The organism is Nitratireductor indicus C115 (assembly GCF_000300515.1).
GTDB classification, from domain to species: Bacteria; Pseudomonadota; Alphaproteobacteria; order Rhizobiales; family Rhizobiaceae; genus Nitratireductor; species Nitratireductor indicus.
In genome coordinates this window covers 206,766-225,078 of record NZ_AMSI01000004.1, presented here as the reverse complement: position 1 = coordinate 225,078, position 18,313 = coordinate 206,766, and the positions used below count along the sequence as shown (strand labels likewise).

Genomic DNA, 18,313 nt, shown 5'->3' with positions numbered 1-18,313 from the left:
CTCATGTGGCCCTTTCGAAGATGGCCGCCATGCCCTGTCCGCCGCCGATGCACATGGTTTCGAGCCCGTAGCGCCCTTGCCGGCGCTGCAGTTCGTGGAGGAGGCTCACAGCGATCCTGACGCCGGTCGCACCAACCGGATGCCCCAGCGAAATGCCCGAACCGTTGGGATTGAGACGGTCGGGATCGTTCCAGTTCCAGCCCTTCAGAACGGACAGGACCTGAGCCGCAAAGGCTTCGTTCAGTTCCACCAGGTCCATGTCGTCGAAGCCAAGTCCCGTGCGGGCGAAAAGCCTGGCGACGGCCGGCACCGGGCCGAGCCCCATGCGCGCCGGGTCACAGCCTGCTACGGCCCAGCCGCGCAGATAGGCCATCGGTGTGAGCCCGAGCTCTTCCAGCCTGTCTTCGGCCACTACCAGGCAGGCGGCGGCGGCATCGTTCTGCTGGGCGGCATTGCCTGCGGTCACGGTGCCGCCGGGAACCACGCTGCGCAGACGGGCAAGCGTTTCCGTCGTCGTTTCGGGGCGTACGCCCTCGTCCCGCTCGACCAGCACAGGCTCGCCTCTTCGTTGCGGCACGCTGATGGGGACCACCTCGTCGGCGAACAGGCCGTTTGCCCAGGCTGTCGCCGCTCGCTGCTGACTGCGGGCGGCGTAAGCATCGGCGTCCCCGCGGCTGATGTTGTTCTCGCGGGCAAGTGTTTCGGCCGTCTCGATCATCCCGGAGATGCGTCCGAAGCGTCTTTCGGGCTGCGAGCGCTCGCGTCCACGGTCCAGCCGGTCATAGAGCTGGGTGTTGCCCGCGCGGGCGCCCCAGCGCATCTGGGTCGTGTAGAACTCGATATTGCTCATCGATTCCACGCCGCCGGCCAGCACCACGTCGGCGGCGCCGGTCTGCACCATCATGGCGGCGGTGACGAGCGCCTGGAGACCGCCGCCGCAGCGACGATCGAGCTGCATGCCCGGCACTTCAATCGGGAAATCGGCTTCCAGCGCGATCCAGCGTCCGATGCAGGGCGCTTCCGAATTGGCATAGGACTGGGCAAAGACGACATCGTCTATGCGCTCAGGATCGAGACCAGCCTTTGCGACAACCGCCCTGGCGACCGTGGCGCCCAGAACCTCGGCTGCAACAGGCCGCAGTGCGCCGCCGAAAGCACCGACGGGACTGCGCAATGGAGCGACGATGGCTGCACGTTTCATGGCAGCGGTTCCCTTCAATAGGAGCGGGGCATGGCAAGTACATGCTCCGCGAGAAAGGAAAGGATGAGGTTCGTGGAGATCGGGGCGACCTGGTAGAGCCGGGTTTCGCGGAATTTGCGCTCGACGTCGTATTCCTCCGCGAAGCCAAAACCACCATGGGTCTGGATGCAGACATTGGCCGCCTCGTTGGAGGCGTCGGCGGCGAGCATCTTTGCCATGTTGGCCTCCGCGCCGGGGTTCTCACCGGCCTCGTAGCGGCGCAGCGCTTCCCGCACCATCAGTTCGGCCGCCCGCATGTTCGCGTAGGCGCGGGCGATGGGAAACTGGATGCCCTGGTTGGCGCCGATGGCGCGGCCGAAAACCGTTCGCTCGCAGGCATAGTTGCGCGCCTTCTCGATGAGCCATTTCGCATCGCCGACGCATTCCGAAGCGATGAGAATGCGCTCGGCGTTCATGCCGGAAAGGATGTAGCGGAAGCCTTTTCCTTCCTCGCCGACCAGATTGCCCGCCGGAACCCGCAGCTTGTCGAAGAAGACCTCGGTGGTGGCATGGTTCATCATGGTGCGGATGGGGCGGATGCTGAGCCCGTTGCCCAGTGCTGCCCGCATGTCGACCAGAAAGACCGACAGCCCGTCCGTACGCTTGGCGCATTGTTCTATAGGCGTGGTTCGCGCAAGCAGAACCATCAGGTCCGAATGTTCCGCGCGGCTCGTCCAGATTTTCTGGCCGTCGATCACCCAATGGTCGCCATCGCGGCGCGCGACCGTGCGCAGCGCCGCCGTGTCGGTGCCGGACGTCGGTTCGGTGACCCCGAAGGCCTGAAGACGGATCTTGCCTTCGGCGACCTGCGGCAGCCAGTGACTTTTCTGTTCTTCCGAACCATGGCGCAGGATGGTGCCCATGACATACATCTGGGCGTGGCAGGCTCCGCCATTGCAGCCGGAGCGCTGGATTTCCTCCATGATCGCCGCTGCTGCCGAAAGGCCGAGGCCCGAGCCGCCATATTCCTCGGGGATCAGCACGCCCAGAAAGCCGGAGTGCGTCAGTTCGGCGACGAATTCGGTGGGATAGGCCATTTCCCTGTCGAGCGCGCGCCAATATTCCCCGTCGAAACGGCTGCAGAGTTTGCGCACCGCATCGCGGATTTCGCCATGGTCGATCGCGTCGTTCATGAAATCGGGCATCGAGTGCTCCATCAACGGATTGGCGGAAGGGTCAGTGCGGGCCATTCGGACCCTTCGAAGCGATATGACTGGCCTTCGCGGCGGATGTATCCGCAATGCGGCGCGCCGAAATGCATCGGGCACAGCAGCGTTCCGCGCTCTGCCGCTTCATCGAGTACGCGGGCACGCGTCTGGCGGGCAATGTCGGGCAGGGCGCAATAGGCCGTGTTGATCTCCGGCCGGAGGATTTGCAGCGGAGAATGAAAGACGTCGCCGCAAAAGAGGATTTCCTCGCCGCCGGTTTCAAGGCGATAGCCCACCATGCCCGGCGTGTGGCCGGGCAAGGGCACGACGTCCAGGCAGCCGGCGGCGGGGCCCGTCGTTTCGGTAACGAGATCGAGCAGTCCCGCATCCGCGATCGGCAGGACGCTGTCGGTCCAACTGCTGTCCATCACCGCGTCCGGGCCCTGGCGCAGCGCGTTTTCATAATGCGCGAAGTCGCGCGCGGGCATCAGGTAGCGCGCATTGGGGAAGGCTGGAAGCCAGTTGCCATCCTTGCCGGGCACCGTGTTCCAGCCGGTATGGTCCATATGCAGATGCGTCTGCAGTACATGGGTCACCCGATCGAACCCGGCCCCGGCGGCTTCCAGCCATTCCGGGACGCGGTTGTTGAGGCGGTCCATGCGCGCGGCGGCTCGTGGTTTCGCATTGCCGACGCCGGTGTCGACCACGATCACCTTGTCATCGATCTGCAGGACCCAAAGGCGGATCGATATGATGAGCCGGTTCATTGCAGGCACGTAATGATGAGGCGTCAACGCGTCTGCGAGCGCATCCAGTTCATGTTGCGGCAGGTCCGGGAACAGAAAGGCGGGATCGTGCGTCGGCGCGGCATATTCGATCACGCTGGTGATGCGGGCATCGCCTATCGTGCGGCTGAGGATCATCGGGTCACCTCCGCCGCCAGCAGCGCCGGGTCAAGAGGCTTTCCTTCCGGGGTGATGTATGTCGGACGACCGGTAAAACCCTCGGACAAGGGCGCGAAATAGTAGAAGGTGATCTTGCGTTTGCGAAAGCGCCAGATGCCCCCCTCACGGGTCAGCTCGTCGTCATAGTGGCCCGCGGAGACATAGGACACGCCCTTCTTCACCGACAGATATTGCATGGAGATACGGCCCGTGGCGCGGTCTCCATCGAGAGAAACAGTAGCGTTGGTGCAGAAATGCCAGAAGCCTTCGGCTATTCCGCTCACGGTGTCGCGGAAGAAGCGCAGGATCGCGTCGCGGCCGATGACATGGGCCAGCCCCTGGAATTCTCCATCCTCGGTGAAGAGCTGCGCAAGCTGCTCCCAGTTCCTGTCATCGAGAACATGGCAATAGTGCGCGCGCAGTTCGGCAATGGCCTGCCGGTCCTCGATCCTGCGCAGGCGCTGTTCAAAATCACTCATGGTGTCCTCCCTTGCCGCGATTTGCGTGGTTCAGCGGTCCGCCGCCAATCGCAATGGTGCGGCAGTCTTTTCCTGTAGCGCTTCCAGTGAAAGTCCCGCCACCATTTCGCGCACCTGCAGTCCATCGGGTGTCACGTCGAGAACCGCAAGATCGGTGTAGATGCGGGTAACGGAGGCGCGGGCGGTAAGGGGATAGCGGCAGGTTTCCACGATGCGTGGCTCGCCAGATTTGGTGACATGTTGCATCGCCACCCAGACACGCTGCGCACCGACGGCGAGATCCATTGCCCCGCCGACGGCGGGGGCCGTGTCATCGTCGGAGCGCGCCCAGTTGGCCAGGTCGCCGCGCGACGAAACCTCGTAGGCGCCGAGCACGCACAGGTCGAGATGACGCCCGCGGATCATCGCGAAACTGTCGGCGTGATGAAAAAAGGAGCCACCCGGAAGAAGCGTCACATATTCCTTTCCCGCATTGATGAGCCAGGGATCGAGATCCGCCTTTTCCGGGGCCGGCCCGATGCCGAGAATGCCGTTTTCGGAGTGGAAAACGACCTCCCTTTCCTTGGGCACGTTATCAGCGACGAGGGTCGGGACCCCGATTCCGAGATTTACATACCAGCCCTCGGGAATGTCCTGCGCGATGCGCGCGGCGATCTGGTGCCGGCTGAGCGGAACCCATTCGGTTGTTGCGGTGGCCATTGCTTGTCCTCAGGTGATCGGGTCGCCATAGGCGAGGTGCACGACGCGGTCGACGAAGATGCCTGGCGTGACGATCGTTTCGGGGTCGAGCGGTTCGTCCCTGCGCAGGTGCTGGGTCTGGGCGATGGTCAGGCGTGCGGCCATGGCGCAGACCGGGTTGAAGTTCCGCCCGGCGGCCCGATATGTCAGGTTCCCCCAGCGGTCGGCCTCCCAGGCCTCGATCAGGGCCACGTCGCCGTAAAGCGCTTCCTCAAGAACGCAATCGCGGTTTCCGAAGCGGCGGATTTCACGGCCGCGCGCAAGGGACGTGTCTGCGCCCGTGGGAGTGAAGAAGGCCGGGACACCGGCGCCTGCGGCGCGCATGCGCTCGGCCAGTGTGCCCTGCGGCACGAGTTCGAGCTCCAGGCCTCCAGCGCTGTAGAGTTCCTCGAAAATGGTCGAGCCGGCGATACGCGGGTAGGAGCAGATGAGCTTGCGCACACGCCCTTCCTTCAGCAGGCGGGCAAGGCCGACCTGTCCATAGCCGGCATTGTTGGCGACGACGGTGAGGTCGCGGGCGCCGGTCTCGATCACGCCCTCGATCAGATGCGTGGCCTGCCCGACGGCGCCAAACCCTCCTAGCAGCAATGTCGCTCCGTCCTCCAGGCCCGTCAGGGCTTCGGCGACCGAGGCCGCCAGCTTGTCGATCATATATCGCTCCCGACCGCCCGACGCGGCCCTTTCATCGCTGCAAATTCAGTGTTAATGTCCGTTCAGCGAACATTTGTCCAAAATATGAGGCATGAGACGGTGCTGTCAAGCGGGTTGATAACGACGGTGCTCCGTGGCACTTGCTGGGGCACCTGCTGGGGTGGCACTTGCTGGCGAGGAACCTGCCCGATAGGTTGGCGCTTTCCCCACCCAGGGAAGCGGGACAAGAAGAATGCATGGCCTTGCGACCACGCCGGGCTCAAGATGTGGAAGGCGCGATGACCGGCCCGGATGGCAACGAGGAAGGCGAGGAGACAATCCGGCAGAGCTCGGATTTCGTCGAGGCCGTGGCGCGCGGCCTGAGCATATTGGAATGTTATTCCGACCCAGTTTCGGTGCGTCAGCGCGGTCGGTTGACGCTTACCGATGCCGGCAAACTGACCGGCCTGACGCGGGGAACGGCCAGGCGCCTTCTGCTGACGCTGAAGGAGTTGCATTATCTCGATTCCGACGGGAAGCACTTCTGGCTGACGCCCAAGATCCTGGGGCTGGCCAATGGTTTCATGACGCCTCTCGGGCTTGGTGACGCTTCCGCGGCCATCCTGCAGGAGCTCACCCAGCGTGTCGACGAATCGGCGTCCGTCGGCATCCTCGATGAGGAAGAGATCGTCTATATCGAGCGGGTGGAGGTGCGGCGCATCTATTCCTCGCGCATCGTCAACGGCACGAGGCTGCCGGCGTTCTGCTCGTCCATCGGCAGGGTTCTTCTTGGCGGGCTGTCCGACGTCAAGCTCGAGCGCTGGCTCGACAAGTACCCGCTCCGCCCTCTCACGCCGCACACCATCACCGACCGCAAAGCCTTCGTGGCCGAGATCGGGCGCGTGCGCGAGCGCGGCTATTCCGTAATCGACGAGGAACTGGAAATCGGCATTCGTTCCATCGCGGTTCCGATCATCGGCGAAAACGGACGCGTGGTGGCTGCCCTCAACAATTCGACCTCCACGGCCCGTCATTCCGTGGAGGACCTGGAGCAAAATTTCCTCCCCGAACTGCGGCTTGCCGCCGAAAAGCTGTCCAGAACCATGAACTGGTAGGGGCAGGCGGGCTTCTCCCGCCTGTCCCGGCCTGCTCTCCGATCTGCCTTTCGCTTCCGACCGGCTCTCAACGGCGACGCCGGATCGTCCTATACGCCCGGTGCAGGGTTGCAAAGTTGCGTCCGGTTTGTTAAATGGACATATGTTCGCTAGTCGAACATTTTGGGAGGAGCCATTATGAGAAAGCTGATAGCAGCCGCTATTGCGGCGACGGCCGTTGCCTTTGGGGGAAGCGCGGCGGCGCAGAATGCGCCGAAGGACCCGGACAAGTATCGCGCTGGCGCCATACTCGCCATGAGTGGCAAGGCGGATTGGTATGGCAAGGTCATGAGCCGCGCCATCCAGCTTGCCGTGGATGAAATCAACGAGGCGGGCGGCATTGAGGGCATCCCCCTCGAGGTCATCATCGAGGATCACAAGAGCGGTATCGCCAAGGAAGGCGTTTCCGCGATGAACCGCCTGATCAACATCTACGACGTGAAGGCGGTGTTGACGTCCTTTTCTCCGCCAACGCTGGCAATCGCCCCTATCGCCGATGAGAAGGGCATTCTGCTGCTCAACGGCGGCGGTACGAGCGCGGCGCTGGTGGGCGCAACCAACATGATGTTTCACAATCGCTCGCTTGCTTCCGACCTCGGTCTGGCGGCTGTCCAGCGCGCGAAGAAGGAAGGCCTTGGCGACATGGCGCAACTCGTGTGGAAGAACGATGCCGGCGACAGTGTCGTGGCCGCTGCCGCTCCCTACTGGGAGAAGGAGGGGCACAAGGTTGTCGCCACGGAGTTCGTTGAACTCGGCGCGTCGAATATCGATACCCAGGTGGCCAAGATTCGCGCTTCCCGGCCTGACTGGGTAGGCCTCTGGCTGTTCAGCCCGGAGAGCGGGCTTGGCATTCGCAAGCTGCGCGAATTCGGCGTGGATGTGCCCCTGATCGGCATCGAATACACCGGCGACGTGAAAGAGATCGCCGGCAAATATGCCGAGGGCTACGAATACGCCTCGGACTATTTCATCCCCTCCGACGACTATCCCTGGTCGAAGCGTTTCGCGGATGCCTATGAGGCGCGCTTCGGCGAGAAGGCCGAGTTCTATGCGGCGAATTACTACGAGAACGTCTATGTGCTCGCGGAGGCGATCCGCCGGGCCCGCGCCAAGGGTGGCGATTACTGGGATGGGCGCAAACTGGCGGAGGCGATCCGCGAGAACCCGACCTTCGACAGCGTTTATGGCGGCTCCATGACCTATCAGGACAATGGCGTTGCCAAGAAGCGCGTGGCGATTTTCAAGGTCGAGAACGGCGAAGGCAAGTTCGTCGAATATGTCACGCTCAACTGATCGGGCACTGGCCGGTCGTTCCTGGCGCTGGACCACCCGGCGCCGGGGCCAGATGTTTCCTGTTCATCGATAGAGAGCCAAATGGACCTGTTCCTGCAACTGCTTGCCAACGGGTTGATCAACGGCAGCCACTACGCCCTCCTGGGGCTCGGCTTCGGGCTGATCTTCTCGACAACACGTATCGTGCATTTCGCCTATGGGCCGATCGTCACCTTTGCCGCCTATACGGCCTGGCTCATATCGGGAAGCATGGGGCTTCCGCTCATCGTGGGCATTGCGGGTGCGGTTCTTGTCGCGGCTCTCCTGGGAACGGGCTCGTATCTGACCCTTTATCGTGCGCTGGAGCGCAACGGGGCGCCGCCACTCATTCCGCTGATTGCCTCGCTCGGCCTGACAATCGTCCTGGAAAATCTCGTGGGCGTCCTGTTCGGAACGGGTGTGCGGACTCTTGATGTCGACAGTTCCGTGCATTTTCTAGGCCCCGTCTTCTTCACATCGATCCATGTCTGGCAGGTTGTGAGTTTTGTCGTCATCGCCGTGGCGCTGGGGGCTTTTCTGCGCCGCACGCGCTATGGCCGCGCCATTCTCGCCATGACCGACGATCCGGAAATGGCCCGCGTGATCGGCATCGACACGCTGAAGGTGTCCATCATCGTCTTTGCGTTGGGTTCAGCCATATCGGCGGTGCCGGCCGTGATGGTTCTCCTGAAGGACGGCGCGAGCACGCATATGGGGTTTGCAGCTGTGTTCATGGGCTTTGTCGCGGTGATTGTCGGTGGGGTCGGGTCTCTGCGCGGGGCGATCGCCGGCGGTTATCTGGTCGGTCTCGTGGAAAGCCTCGGCCTCTGGCAGATCCCCACCGAGTGGCAGGGCTCGATTTCCTTCGTCGTCCTGTTCCTGATGATCATGCTGCGCCCGCAAGGCCTGTTCAGCATGGCGCGCAAGTAGCGAAGGGCCCGGCAATCATGGAATATATCTATCACGTCGCGGTGCTCTTCTGCCTTTACGCGATCCTCGCCACTTCCTTCAACCTGCTCGTCGGCTTCGCAGGCCTGTTCGCGCTTTCGCATGCCGCGCTCTATGCCATCGGCGCCTATACGACGGCGATCCTGACCACGACGCTCGGGCTGCCCTTTCCCGTCCCGCTCATCGCTTCAATCCTGTTTGCGGCGCTCTTGAGCATCGTCATCGCGGTGCCTGCCCTGCGTGTCAGCGGGCATTATCTCGTCATCGTTTCGCTGGCGTTGCAGGTCATCGTCCTGCAGGTCATCGTGAACTGGAAGTCGCTCACCGGCGGAACGGACGGCATCAGCGGCGTTCCGACCTATTCCTTCGGGAGCTTCGCGCTGGACACGCCGGCGCGGTTCCTCATTGCCGCCATGCTTGGTCTTGCGGCCTGCTATTGGGTTGCTTGGCGTCTCACCCGCTCACCCTTCGGACGAGCGCTGCGCGCCATGCGCGAGAATGAATCCGCAGCCCAGTCGGTCGGCCTCGACATTCTCTATATGAAAGTGTCCGTCTTCGCGATCTCGGCAGGGCTTGCCGCCGTGGCCGGTTCGCTCTTCGCGCGCTATTTCTCTTATGTCGGCGCGGACAGTTTCTCCATCAACGAAACCATCTACATCCTCGCCATGGTCATTCTGGGGGGGACGGGGAACCTTCGCGGCGCGGTTCTGGGAGCGGCAATTCTTGTGGTGCTGCCGGAGCTGCTCAAGTTCCTCCCCATGCCCGTCGATATTGCCGACAAGATGCGGCTGATCATCTATGGCTGTGTGCTGATGGCGGTTCTGGTGTTCCGGCCCCAGGGCCTGCTGCCCGAGCTGCGCGGCAAGAAAGCCATGTTTGTCCAGACCGATGCGGAGAGGGATGAGGCCGATACCGCAAAGCTGCTCGACGGTGAGACCGGAGCCACTTCCGAGACCGTTCTCGAGGGGCGCAATCTATGCAAGCGTTTCGGTGGCATCACGGCGATTTCGGATTTCTCCATTGCATTGCGCAGCCACAGGATCACCGGGCTTATCGGCCCCAATGGCGCGGGCAAGACGACGGCGTTCAACCTTCTGACCGGCTTTCTGAAGCCAACCGACGGGCAGATAGACCTGCGCGGCAAAAGCATTCTCGGAAAGAAGCCGCACCATCTCGTGGCGTCGGGTGTCGCCCGGTCATTTCAGGACCTGCGGCTCTTTACGAACATGACGGTGATCGAGAATGTGGTGGTCGCATTGCCGAACCAGGCGGGGCACCGGATTTCGAACCTGTTTCTCAAGCCGCTGACCGTGCGTGCCCAGGAGCGGGAAAATACGGCGCTCGCCATGCAGATACTCCGTTTCGTGGAACTCGATGGCAAGGCGCATGAGACCGCCGCTGATCTCTCCTACGCGGAAGAAAAGCTTCTCGTCGTTGCGCGCCTTTTGGCCACCGGCGCCGAAGTTCTTCTGTTCGACGAGCCGATGTCTGGTCTCGACCAGACGACGTTGCGCGAAATCCTCCCCGTCTTGCGGCGGCTGGCGGAGCGCGGCAAGGCAATCTGCATCATCGAGCACAATCTCGATGTCATAACGGGCATCTGTGACGAGGTGTTTTTCCTTGATGAAGGGCGCACAATGGCGGTGGGAAGCCCGGCCGAACTGATGTCCGATCCAGAGCTTGCCGAAAGGTATTTCAAATGACACAGCCGATCCTCGAAACCCGCGGGCTGGTTGCGGGTTATGGCAAGAAGCAGGCGATCCACGGCATCGATTTGTCCCTGACCAAGGGCGAGACCCTGTTGGTGCTGGGCCACAACGGAGCCGGCAAGACGACGTTGATGCGGGCGATCTTCGGCCTCAATGCGCCAATGGCGGGGACCGTGCATTATGCGACGCGCGACATCACGGGGCGCAACCCGGCGATCAACGTGGCCGAAGGTATCGCTTTCGTGCCGCAGGGGCACGGCATCTTCCCGAGCCTGACCGTTCGCGACAATCTCGAACTCGGAGCATTCGTCGAGCCGTCCTCCGAGCGCGCGCGGAAGCATCTGGAAGACGTGTACGACATGTTCCCTATCCTGAAGGACCGGGCAGGTCAGGTGGCGGGCACCTTCTCGGGCGGCCAGAAGCAGATGCTCGCCATTGGGATGGCGCTCATGCATGGGCCGAGCGTCCTGATCCTCGACGAGCCTTCCATCGGCCTTGCTCCCAATCTGGTGGGCCGGGTGATGGAATCCATTGCCGAAATCAAGGCGCGTTTCGATGCGTCCATCGTCATTGTCGAGCAGAACATCAAATACTCTCTCCCCATAGCCGATCGGGTGATGGTTCTTAAAACGGGAGGCGTCGTCTATGCGGGCGATCCCGAACCGCTTCACGATCACGCAAAACTCATAGAGTTCTTCTGATTTCCGGGTCAGTGACAGTGCTGTCCAGGGCCGCTTCATAAAGTCGGGCGCTGCCACAGGCAGCGCCGACAAGGCTTTCTCCGTGCGGTCTCCGGTCCCCTGATCGGAGGCGGCCGTGATATGCTGTTTCGGCACGAGCGGCCCATGGGTGATGTTCGCTGAAGTGCGCGCTGATACCGGAGGGCAAAGGGGTATCGAACGATACCGGACGGCGCATTGGCCCGGCGCTGCGGGCGTGGATAGTGGGATCGGTTCGGGGAGCAGGCAGGGCTCCCCTGTCGCTCACCGGGAGGAAAGACATGCGCAACGTAACCATCGACAATGTAACAGATGCAGTAATTCAATCGCTTGGAAGGCATGGCGATGTTTCGCCGCGCCAACGCGAAATCATGACGTCCCTGCTCCAGCACCTTCACGGCTTCTGCCGTGAGGTGAAACTGCAGCATCACGAGTTTCTCCAGGCATGCGATTTTCTGGCCCGGGCCGGCAAGGTCTGCGACGACAAGCGCCAGGAGTTCATTCTGCTCGGCGATATTCTCGGCGTCGAGGTGCTGGTCGACATGCTCAGCAACCCGATTGAAGGCGAGGAAAGCGAATCCACCGTTCTCGGACCATTCTATCGCGAAAATCCACCGGTGCTGCCCAAGGGTGCATCCACGGTGCAAAAGCATTTCGAGGGCGAAGAGAGCATTCTGGTGGAGGGTTATATCACCGACACGGACGGAAAGCCGCTGGAAGGTGTCACGCTCGACATCTGGGAGGATGCCCCGAACGGCCTTTACGAAAACCACGATCCCGATCAGCCGGAGTACAATCTCCGTGGCCGTTTCGAGACCGACGAGAGTGGTCATTTCGCCTTACGTGCGGTGCGCCCGGTTCCCTATCCGATTCCGGACAACGAGACTGCGGGCCAGTTGATCCGCTATATGGGACATCACCCGAACCGCCCGGGGCATCTTCATTTCATACTTGCAAAGCCCGGCTACCGCACGCTGGTCAGCCAGGTATTCGATGCCGACAGCGCCTGGCTGGATGAAGACGCGGTCTTTGCGGTGAAGAACAGCCTCGTCGCGAAATTCCTGCCGGGCCGGGCGGAAGACGATACCGATCTTTATGTCCGCTTCGACTTCACGCTCAAGCCGCAGGTAAACGAGCAGAGGATCGCGGCCGAATAGGCCCTTCATCCGAAAACGCGCTCCATGCCGCGTCCTTTTCCGGGGCGCGGCATTTTGCATTGGCAATCCCCGATGCGCTTGCGCTACGCATTGGTGAGCGACGGCGAGATTGCGGGAGGGGCAATGAATCTGAAGCAGCTGGAATATTTCATCGCCCTGGCGGAGGAGCTGCATTTCGGGCGCGCTGCCGAACGGCTGGGCATGGCGCAGCCGCCCTTGTCGCGCCAGATACAACAGATCGAAAGCGATCTCGGCGCCCAGTTGATCAATCGCGGACGCAATGCCATTTCGCTGACCCAGGCCGGAGAGCGGTTTTACGAGCGCGGTTCGGCGCTTCTGGCCGAGCTGAATGACATCAAGCTGGAAATCCGCCGCATCGGTCAGGGCGCGGAGGGGCGGCTGCGCATCGGCTTTGTCGGCTCGGCGACATACGGCATCTTGCCAACCATCCTCAAATCGTTCCGCATGTCCTATCCGGAGGTCAATCTGTCGCTGGCGCCGATGAACAATGCCCAGTTGCAACGCGCCCTCATCCGCCGCGATATCGACATCGCCATTGCGCGGCCGTCTCTCAACGACAGTGAGATCGTCACCAGAAAACTCGTGGAGGAAGAGCTGGTTCTCGCTGTTCCGGATACGCTCGTCGCCTCGCATGATGCAGTCTCGCTGCCCGATCTCGGGCCGCTGACCCTTATCCTTTATCCAGAATATCCCCGGCCATCCTTCGCCGATGTCGTCATCGCCGCCTGCGAAAGTGTGGGAGCCGACACCTCAAGACGAATCTTCACCATGGACTTCCAGACTGCGATAGCGCTGGTCGCCGTTGGGGAAGGGGTGGCGCTGGTGCCCGCCTCGGTCGGCACCGCACAGCGCAATGGCGTGCGCTATCTCAAGATCGGCGGCATGCAGGCGCATACCGGTATCTCGGTCAACCATCGCATCGACGAGCAGGGCGTCCACGTGCACAATTTCGTGACGCTGGCGCAGAAGGTTGCCCGCAAGGTCGTTTGAAGAAGTTACGCGAAAGGCAACCGCACCTGTTTCAGGTGGCGCTGACCGCCTTAAGCATTCCGGGGCGGTCGCGACGGTAGAAGTTGAGCTTGTCGGGATCGGGCTCGGCTCCTATGCCGGGGCCCTTCGGCACGGCGACGGAGAAATCGGCATAATCCAGCGGATCGAGCAGGATTTCCTCCGTCAGCAGCAACGGGCCGAAAAGCTCCGTGCCCCACTGCAATTCCGGAACGGTGGCAAAGAGCTGTGTGGCTGCGGCGGTGCCCAGCCCGGTTTCCAGCATGGTGCCTGCGTAAAGCTCTATTCCTGCAGCGCGGGCGATGGCGATCACTTGCGCCGCTGGCGCAAGCCCGCCCGACTGGCAGACCTTGACGGCAAACACGTCGGCGCTGCGGTCGGCTGCCACGCGCATGGCGTCGGCCGGACCCTGCAGCACCTCGTCGGCCATGATGGCGATTTCATAGGCGTAGGACAGGGCGCGAAGATTGCTGAGCTGATCGCGGGGCACAGGCTGTTCCACGAGCACGCAGCCGATCTCCTGCAATCCTCTCACGCCGTAGCGGGCTTCTGTCAGGTTCCAGGCCTGGTTCACGTCGACCCGCAATGTGCCGCGATCACCGACCGCGCGGGCGATTGCCGCGACATGGGCGAGGTCGTCCTTCACCTTGCGCTTGCCGATCTTGAGCTTGAAGTCGCGGTGCCGGCGCTCGGCAATCATGCGCTCTGCCTCGGCGATATCGGTCTCGCTGTTGCCGGAGGCAAGTGTCCAGGCAACCGGCAATCGGTCGTGGATGCGCCCGCCGAAGAGCTGGGCGACAGAGACGCCAAGACGACGGGCAAGCCCGTCCCAGAGCGCGGTTTCCACCGCGGAGCGCGCGGCGTGGTTGCCCTTGATCGCGCGCGACATCAGCTCGGAAGCATCCGCGATACGGTCGCCATTCTTTCCAAGCAGAATAGGTGCGATATAGGTGTCGATGGCGAGCTTGATGCTCTCGACGCTCTCGGGGCCGTAGGAGAGGCCGCCGATGGAGGCGCCTTCTCCCCAGCCCTCCGAGCCGTCCGAAAACCGGATATGCACCAGCACCACGGATTGGGTCATCATGGTCGTCATCGAAAGGACGTGACCGCGCACGGTCGGTACGTCGATGATGATGCTCTCGATATGGTCGATGGTGGTGGTCACTGCACGTCCGTTTTTCAAATGCGCTGATGGCCGGATTGTCGACGGACGGCAGCCGGTTGTCTAATACCCGGCAGGTCTGACGCGATACCGCACTGCATCATACCGGTGGCTGGCCATTGGCGATGCTGCGTGCGAAACCTCGCGCGAAGTCCAGAAACTTGAACACCTGCGGGCTTTGGTTGTCCGTGCGGGCACAGATCGAGAGTTGTGTGCGCGCGCCCTCGTCGGCGAGGTGGCAGAAGCTGATGCCGGGTCGGTGCGCTGCTTCGCAACAGGCTGGCACGATGGAGATGCCTTCGCCAACGGCGACAAGGCTGATCGCTGTCTGATAGTCGGGTGCCCAGAGAATGTCCGGCGGCTGAAAGTCCGCGGTGGCGCAAAGTTCCAGCACCATGTCGGCGAAACAGGGGCGCGGCTTGCGCGGAAACAGCACGAAGGGGTGGTCCTTCAATGCGGCCAGGCGGATGGAGCCGCCCAGGTCCTTCGCGATGCTTTCGTGCACTGCGGCTACCAGCGGTTCCTCGACGAAAAGCAATTGCCGCAATGTGGCGTCGTCCAGGCGCGGCCGCACCAGGGCCACATCGATGGCGCGGGTGATCAGCTGTTCATGGGACTCGGCATTGTTCATCGCGCTCAGGCGCAGATCGACTTCCGGATAGGTGCTGCGAAAGCGCTTGATGAGCGAGGGAAAGGGGCCATGCGTGGCCGAACCGACAAAGGAAACGCGCAGCACGCCGGAGCTGCCCTTGCCGACCAGTCGGGCGTCGCGCACCGCGCGCTCCAGTTCTTCCGCGATATAGCTCGCGCGCGTTTTCAGGAGCTCGCCTGCCTGCGTCAGCGCGATCTGGCTGCGGCTTCTGTCGAAAAGCTGCACGTCGAGATCGCGTTCGAGTTGGGCGATCATGCGGGATAAGGGCGGCTGGGCAATGCCCAGACGGTCGGCGGCGCGCCCGAAATGCAGCTCACGAGCGACCGCCAGAAAATAGCGCAGGCGTCGCATCTCGAAGGGTTGTGCGCTGATTGTGGCGTCCCCGGCGCTCATCGTTTGCCTCTGGCTCTAGGCCGTTTCGGGCAGATTTGCGAAACGGCCGCTATGGAACAGAAGCGGCCGGGCCTGCGGGTCGCAATGCATGGTGTGGACATGGCCGATGACGATTACATGATCGCCCGCCGTCACTTCGCTGTGCACGTCGGCGACGAAGGTGGAAGCGGCGTCGCGAATGGTCGGCAGGCCCGCGAGTTCGGTGAAGGGCGGCGGGCCGCCGGCTCTCGTCCTGCCGGCGAAATGCCAGGCGATGTCCTCCATTCCGGCCCGCAGCACGCTGACAGCAAAGCCTCCGGCAGCGCGCAGTCTTGGGAGCATGCGGGCCGTGTTGGCCAGGGAAATGGCAATGAGCGGCGGATCGAGCGAAACCGACATGAACGCGTTGGCCGTCATCGCATGATCGTTCTCGCCGGAGCGTGTGGAGATGATGGTTACGCCGGTGCTGAAGCCGCCGCAGGCGTTGCGGAATGCACGCGCGTCGAGCGTCGGGGCCATTGTGGTCATGACAACGTCTCCGGGGTGAGGGGAGATATGGGAGCGGAAGCCGTATCGCGGGCAAGGGCGATGGCCCCCGGCAAAAGTCCGAGCAGGGCACGGGCGGCACCGGCCCTGCCGCTGGCGCGCAGATGGCGTATGCGGGTCGATGAGATGCGCTCGCCGTCCGAACAGGTCACGCAGTCGGCGGTCGTCACCTTGAAGCGCGTGGCCAGCAGTTCGAGATCGCCGGCCCGGCCTCGTCCGAAGCGGAAGTCCTCGCCAACAAAGATCTCGCTGACGTCAAGCGCTTCCAGATCGTCGAGAAAGGCTTCCGGCGATCTGGCGGCGTAGTCGGGTGTGAAATGCGCCACATGCACCCGGTCAACGCCAAGGGCATAAAGACGGGCTTTGCGTTCCGCCAGTGTGCCGATGGGGCGTTCGCGTCCAAAGACGACCTTGGGCAATGGATCGAAGGTCTGAACCAGAGCGGCCACGCCACGCGATCTGGCGCGGCGCAGCATCGTCTCGATGAGGGCCTGGTGGCCGAGATGAACGCCATCGAAGGCGCCTATGGCGATGCATGCGCCGGTGGACGCACTCCCGGCATTCTGGGTGTGCGAAGACTGTATTCGCATCCGGACTCCTCCTTCCCGACGCTCGCGGCTCATTGACCGAATACCGTCAGCTTGGTGAAGAAGCCTGTTCGCGGCAATGCCGGTGCAGGTAAGGCACGATACCTTATGAAAGAAGCATGGCGGTGAGACAGTTCCCTTCGATCAAGCATGGGAGGAAACCTTGGATCAGATCAACGTCAACGCTGACGCGATTACGGACGCCTATACCGGCGATGCCTTTCTCGAGAGCATTCGTGATGGCCGCGAAATCTACATCTATGGCGAGCGGGTCAAGGATGTGACCACGCATCCGGCCTTTCGCAATTCGGCGCGGATGGTTGCGCGATGGTATGACCGCTTTCACCAGAATGCGGCTGAGATCGGCGTTCCCTGCGACAACGGCTCGAGCAAGCTCACCCACCCCTTCTTCCTCGGTTCGCGCACGTCCGAGGATCTGGTGAAGTCCAAGCAGGCGATCATGGATCTGCAGCAGCCCGCATTCGGCTGGATGGGACGTTCACCCGATTACAAGGCAAGCTTTCTCGGCACGCTCGGGGCCAATTCTGCCTTCTACGGTGAATATGCCGGAAATGCCCGCAGCTGGTACGACCGGACGCAGCAGCGACTCGACTACTGGAACCATGCCATCGTCAATCCGCCGATCGATCGCGATCGCCCGATAGAGGAAGTGGCGGATGTGTTCATGCATGTGGAGCGCGAAACGGATGCGGGGGTGATCGTCTCGGGTGCCAAGGTCGTGGCCACCGGCTCGGCGCTCACCCATTACAATTTCATCGCCCATTACGGCATTCCCATCAAGGATAAGAAGTTTGCCCTGATTTTCACGGTGCCCATGGGGGCCGAGGGCGTGAAACTCATCGCCCGCCAGTCCTACGAGGCTCAGGCGGCCGTGATGGGCAGCCCCTTCGACTATCCGCTTTCCAGCCGGCTCGACGAGAATGATTCCATTCTCGTCTTCGACAAGGTGCTGGTGCCTTGGGAAAACATCTTCATCTATGGCGATGCTGAGAAGGTGAATGCCTTTTTCCCGGCCTCCGGTTTCGTGCCGCGCTTCACGCTTCACGGTGTGTCGCGCTTCGCGGTGAAGCTCGACTTCATCGCCGGACTGTTTTCCATGGCGGTCGATGCAACCGGATCGGCTTCCTTCCGCGGGGTTCAGGCGGCGGTCGGCGAGGCGCTGGCCTGGCGCAACACCTTCCATGGGCTGGCGGACGCGATGGTCAAATCGCCGATACCCTGGCAGGGGACGGACGGATACAATCTGCCGAACGTGAATTATGGCCTCGCATACCGGGTTCTGGCGCCTCTCGCCTATCCGCGCATCAAGGAACTGATCGAGCAGAATGTCGCGTCCGGTCTGATCTATCTGCCGTCTTCGGCTGCGGATTTCGAGAGCCCGGCAATCCGGCCCTATCTCGACCGTTTCGTGCGCGGCTCGAACGGTTACGCGGCCATCGACCGCGTGAAGCTGCTGAAGCTTCTGTGGGATGCAATAGGCTCCGAATTCGGCGGACGGCACGAGCTTTACGAGCGCAATTACGCGGGCAATCAGGACAATCTGCGGATCGAGACGCTTCTGACCGCGCAGGCGACGGGCGAACTGGAGATCCTGCAGGACATGGCGCGCCGCTGCATGTCGGAATACGATCTGAAAGGCTGGGTCAGCAAGGACCTGATCAATCCGAACGATGTGTCGGCCCTGCACACATTCGCCGCGATGTGATCTGGAACTACGGGTGATTATCTTCCTCCAAGACAGGGCGCCTGTCTTGGAGGTCGGGGCGC

Annotated in this window: 18 protein-coding genes; 8 read left to right on the top strand and 10 right to left on the bottom strand. The window is 62.3% G+C overall.

The features are described from left to right. Position 1: 1 nt before the first annotated feature. Genes NA8A_RS07625 through NA8A_RS07600 form a run of 6 tightly spaced genes read right to left on the bottom strand, consistent with a single transcriptional unit; the run spans position 2 to position 5,200 of the window. Complete coding sequence (locus NA8A_RS07625) at positions 2–1,201, bottom strand: acetyl-CoA C-acetyltransferase (RefSeq protein WP_009756334.1); 1,200 nt, start codon at positions 1,199–1,201, stop codon at positions 2–4. Between the two features lie 14 nt (positions 1,202–1,215). Further along, positions 1,216–2,373, bottom strand: a complete 1,158-nt coding sequence (locus tag NA8A_RS07620) for an acyl-CoA dehydrogenase family protein (RefSeq protein ID WP_009756333.1) — start codon at positions 2,371–2,373, stop codon at positions 1,216–1,218. Between the two features lie 23 nt (positions 2,374–2,396). Continuing rightward, positions 2,397–3,311: an MBL fold metallo-hydrolase gene (locus NA8A_RS07615; protein WP_009756332.1), complete on the bottom strand. Its 915-nt coding sequence runs from the start codon at positions 3,309–3,311 to the stop codon at positions 2,397–2,399. Then, positions 3,308–3,811: a nuclear transport factor 2 family protein gene (locus NA8A_RS07610; protein ID WP_009756331.1), complete on the bottom strand. Its 504-nt coding sequence runs from the start codon at positions 3,809–3,811 to the stop codon at positions 3,308–3,310. Before NA8A_RS07610 ends, NA8A_RS07615 begins: the two co-directional genes overlap by 4 nt. Positions 3,812–3,841: 30 nt before the next feature. Further along, positions 3,842–4,510, bottom strand: a complete 669-nt coding sequence (locus NA8A_RS07605) for a 3-oxoacid CoA-transferase subunit B (protein ID WP_009756330.1) — start codon at positions 4,508–4,510, stop codon at positions 3,842–3,844. A 9-nt stretch (positions 4,511–4,519) separates the two neighbouring features. Next, positions 4,520–5,200, bottom strand: a complete 681-nt coding sequence (locus tag NA8A_RS07600; protein ID WP_009756329.1) for a 3-oxoacid CoA-transferase subunit A — start codon at positions 5,198–5,200, stop codon at positions 4,520–4,522. Positions 5,201–5,478: 278 nt separating this feature from the next. Here NA8A_RS07600 and NA8A_RS07595 point away from each other — a divergent pair, with 278 nt between their 5' ends. The 7 genes from NA8A_RS07595 (at position 5,479) to NA8A_RS07565 (ending at position 13,188) form a co-directional block, all read left to right on the top strand. After that, on the top strand, positions 5,479–6,294 hold the full coding sequence (locus NA8A_RS07595) for an IclR family transcriptional regulator domain-containing protein (RefSeq protein ID WP_009756328.1): 816 nt from the start codon (positions 5,479–5,481) through the stop codon (positions 6,292–6,294). A 177-nt stretch (positions 6,295–6,471) separates the two neighbouring features. Further along, positions 6,472–7,626, top strand: coding sequence for an ABC transporter substrate-binding protein (locus NA8A_RS07590; protein ID WP_009756327.1), 1,155 nt, complete (start codon positions 6,472–6,474; stop codon positions 7,624–7,626). An 81-nt stretch (positions 7,627–7,707) separates the two neighbouring features. Further along, positions 7,708–8,574 carry a branched-chain amino acid ABC transporter permease gene (locus NA8A_RS07585; RefSeq protein ID WP_009756326.1) on the top strand — a complete coding sequence of 289 codons (867 nt, stop codon included), beginning with the start codon at positions 7,708–7,710 and terminating at the stop codon, positions 8,572–8,574. Positions 8,575–8,591: 17 nt separating this feature from the next. After that, positions 8,592–10,295 carry a branched-chain amino acid ABC transporter ATP-binding protein/permease gene (locus NA8A_RS07580; protein ID WP_009756325.1) on the top strand — a complete coding sequence of 568 codons (1,704 nt, stop codon included), beginning with the start codon at positions 8,592–8,594 and terminating at the stop codon, positions 10,293–10,295. Continuing rightward, entirely contained in the window at positions 10,292–11,002 is a 711-nt protein-coding gene (locus tag NA8A_RS07575) for an ABC transporter ATP-binding protein (RefSeq protein ID WP_009756324.1), read from the top strand. Before NA8A_RS07580 ends, NA8A_RS07575 begins: the two co-directional genes overlap by 4 nt. 299 nt (positions 11,003–11,301) lie before the next feature. Next, positions 11,302–12,177: a dioxygenase family protein gene (locus NA8A_RS07570; RefSeq protein ID WP_009756323.1), complete on the top strand. Its 876-nt coding sequence runs from the start codon at positions 11,302–11,304 to the stop codon at positions 12,175–12,177. Between the two features lie 123 nt (positions 12,178–12,300). Then, the gene (locus NA8A_RS07565; RefSeq protein ID WP_040672100.1) at positions 12,301–13,188 is read left to right on the top strand and encodes a LysR family transcriptional regulator; all 888 of its coding nucleotides are present in this window, start codon (positions 12,301–12,303) and stop codon (positions 13,186–13,188) included. 31 nt (positions 13,189–13,219) lie between these two features. On the opposite strand, the gene NA8A_RS07560 is transcribed toward NA8A_RS07565, so the two are convergent. The 4 genes from NA8A_RS07560 to NA8A_RS07545 form a co-directional block, all read right to left on the bottom strand. Next, positions 13,220–14,371: a muconate/chloromuconate family cycloisomerase gene (locus NA8A_RS07560; RefSeq protein ID WP_009756321.1), complete on the bottom strand. Its 1,152-nt coding sequence runs from the start codon at positions 14,369–14,371 to the stop codon at positions 13,220–13,222. Positions 14,372–14,468: 97 nt separating this feature from the next. After that, complete coding sequence (locus NA8A_RS07555) at positions 14,469–15,413, bottom strand: LysR family transcriptional regulator (RefSeq protein ID WP_009756320.1); 945 nt, start codon at positions 15,411–15,413, stop codon at positions 14,469–14,471. Between the two features lie 15 nt (positions 15,414–15,428). Continuing rightward, positions 15,429–15,920, bottom strand: a complete 492-nt coding sequence (locus NA8A_RS07550; RefSeq protein ID WP_009756319.1) for a flavin reductase family protein — start codon at positions 15,918–15,920, stop codon at positions 15,429–15,431. Beyond that, positions 15,917–16,528: an FAD synthetase family protein gene (locus tag NA8A_RS07545; protein ID WP_009756318.1), complete on the bottom strand. Its 612-nt coding sequence runs from the start codon at positions 16,526–16,528 to the stop codon at positions 15,917–15,919. Before NA8A_RS07545 ends, NA8A_RS07550 begins: the two co-directional genes overlap by 4 nt. A 160-nt stretch (positions 16,529–16,688) precedes the next feature. Between NA8A_RS07545 and NA8A_RS07540 the strand changes: the two genes are divergently transcribed. Beyond that, entirely contained in the window at positions 16,689–18,251 is a 1,563-nt protein-coding gene (locus NA8A_RS07540) for a 4-hydroxyphenylacetate 3-hydroxylase N-terminal domain-containing protein (protein ID WP_009756317.1), read from the top strand. The last annotated feature ends 62 nt before the right edge of the window (positions 18,252–18,313 follow it).

Bases quoted from the DNA above. Each gene is read 5' to 3' on its own strand.
- NA8A_RS07625 (WP_009756334.1), bottom strand. From the start codon at position 1,201: ATGAAACGTGCAGCCATCGTCGCTCCATTGCGCAGTCCCGTCGGTGCT.
- NA8A_RS07595 (WP_009756328.1), top strand. From the start codon at position 5,479: ATGACCGGCCCGGATGGCAACGAGGAAGGCGAGGAGACAATCCGGCAG.
- NA8A_RS07585 (WP_009756326.1), top strand. From the start codon at position 7,708: ATGGACCTGTTCCTGCAACTGCTTGCCAACGGGTTGATCAACGGCAGC.
- NA8A_RS07555 (WP_009756320.1), bottom strand. From the start codon at position 15,413: ATGAGCGCCGGGGACGCCACAATCAGCGCACAACCCTTCGAGATGCGA.
- NA8A_RS07615 (WP_009756332.1), bottom strand. From the start codon at position 3,311: ATGATCCTCAGCCGCACGATAGGCGATGCCCGCATCACCAGCGTGATC.
- NA8A_RS07610 (WP_009756331.1), bottom strand. From the start codon at position 3,811: ATGAGTGATTTTGAACAGCGCCTGCGCAGGATCGAGGACCGGCAGGCC.
- NA8A_RS07545 (WP_009756318.1), bottom strand. From the start codon at position 16,528: ATGCGAATACAGTCTTCGCACACCCAGAATGCCGGGAGTGCGTCCACC.
- NA8A_RS07550 (WP_009756319.1), bottom strand. From the start codon at position 15,920: ATGACCACAATGGCCCCGACGCTCGACGCGCGTGCATTCCGCAACGCC.
- NA8A_RS07590 (WP_009756327.1), top strand. From the start codon at position 6,472: ATGAGAAAGCTGATAGCAGCCGCTATTGCGGCGACGGCCGTTGCCTTT.
- NA8A_RS07600 (WP_009756329.1), bottom strand. From the start codon at position 5,200: ATGATCGACAAGCTGGCGGCCTCGGTCGCCGAAGCCCTGACGGGCCTG.
- NA8A_RS07565 (WP_040672100.1), top strand. From the start codon at position 12,301: ATGAATCTGAAGCAGCTGGAATATTTCATCGCCCTGGCGGAGGAGCTG.
- NA8A_RS07575 (WP_009756324.1), top strand. From the start codon at position 10,292: ATGACACAGCCGATCCTCGAAACCCGCGGGCTGGTTGCGGGTTATGGC.
- NA8A_RS07620 (WP_009756333.1), bottom strand. From the start codon at position 2,373: ATGAACGACGCGATCGACCATGGCGAAATCCGCGATGCGGTGCGCAAA.
- NA8A_RS07605 (WP_009756330.1), bottom strand. From the start codon at position 4,510: ATGGCCACCGCAACAACCGAATGGGTTCCGCTCAGCCGGCACCAGATC.
- NA8A_RS07570 (WP_009756323.1), top strand. From the start codon at position 11,302: ATGCGCAACGTAACCATCGACAATGTAACAGATGCAGTAATTCAATCG.
- NA8A_RS07580 (WP_009756325.1), top strand. From the start codon at position 8,592: ATGGAATATATCTATCACGTCGCGGTGCTCTTCTGCCTTTACGCGATC.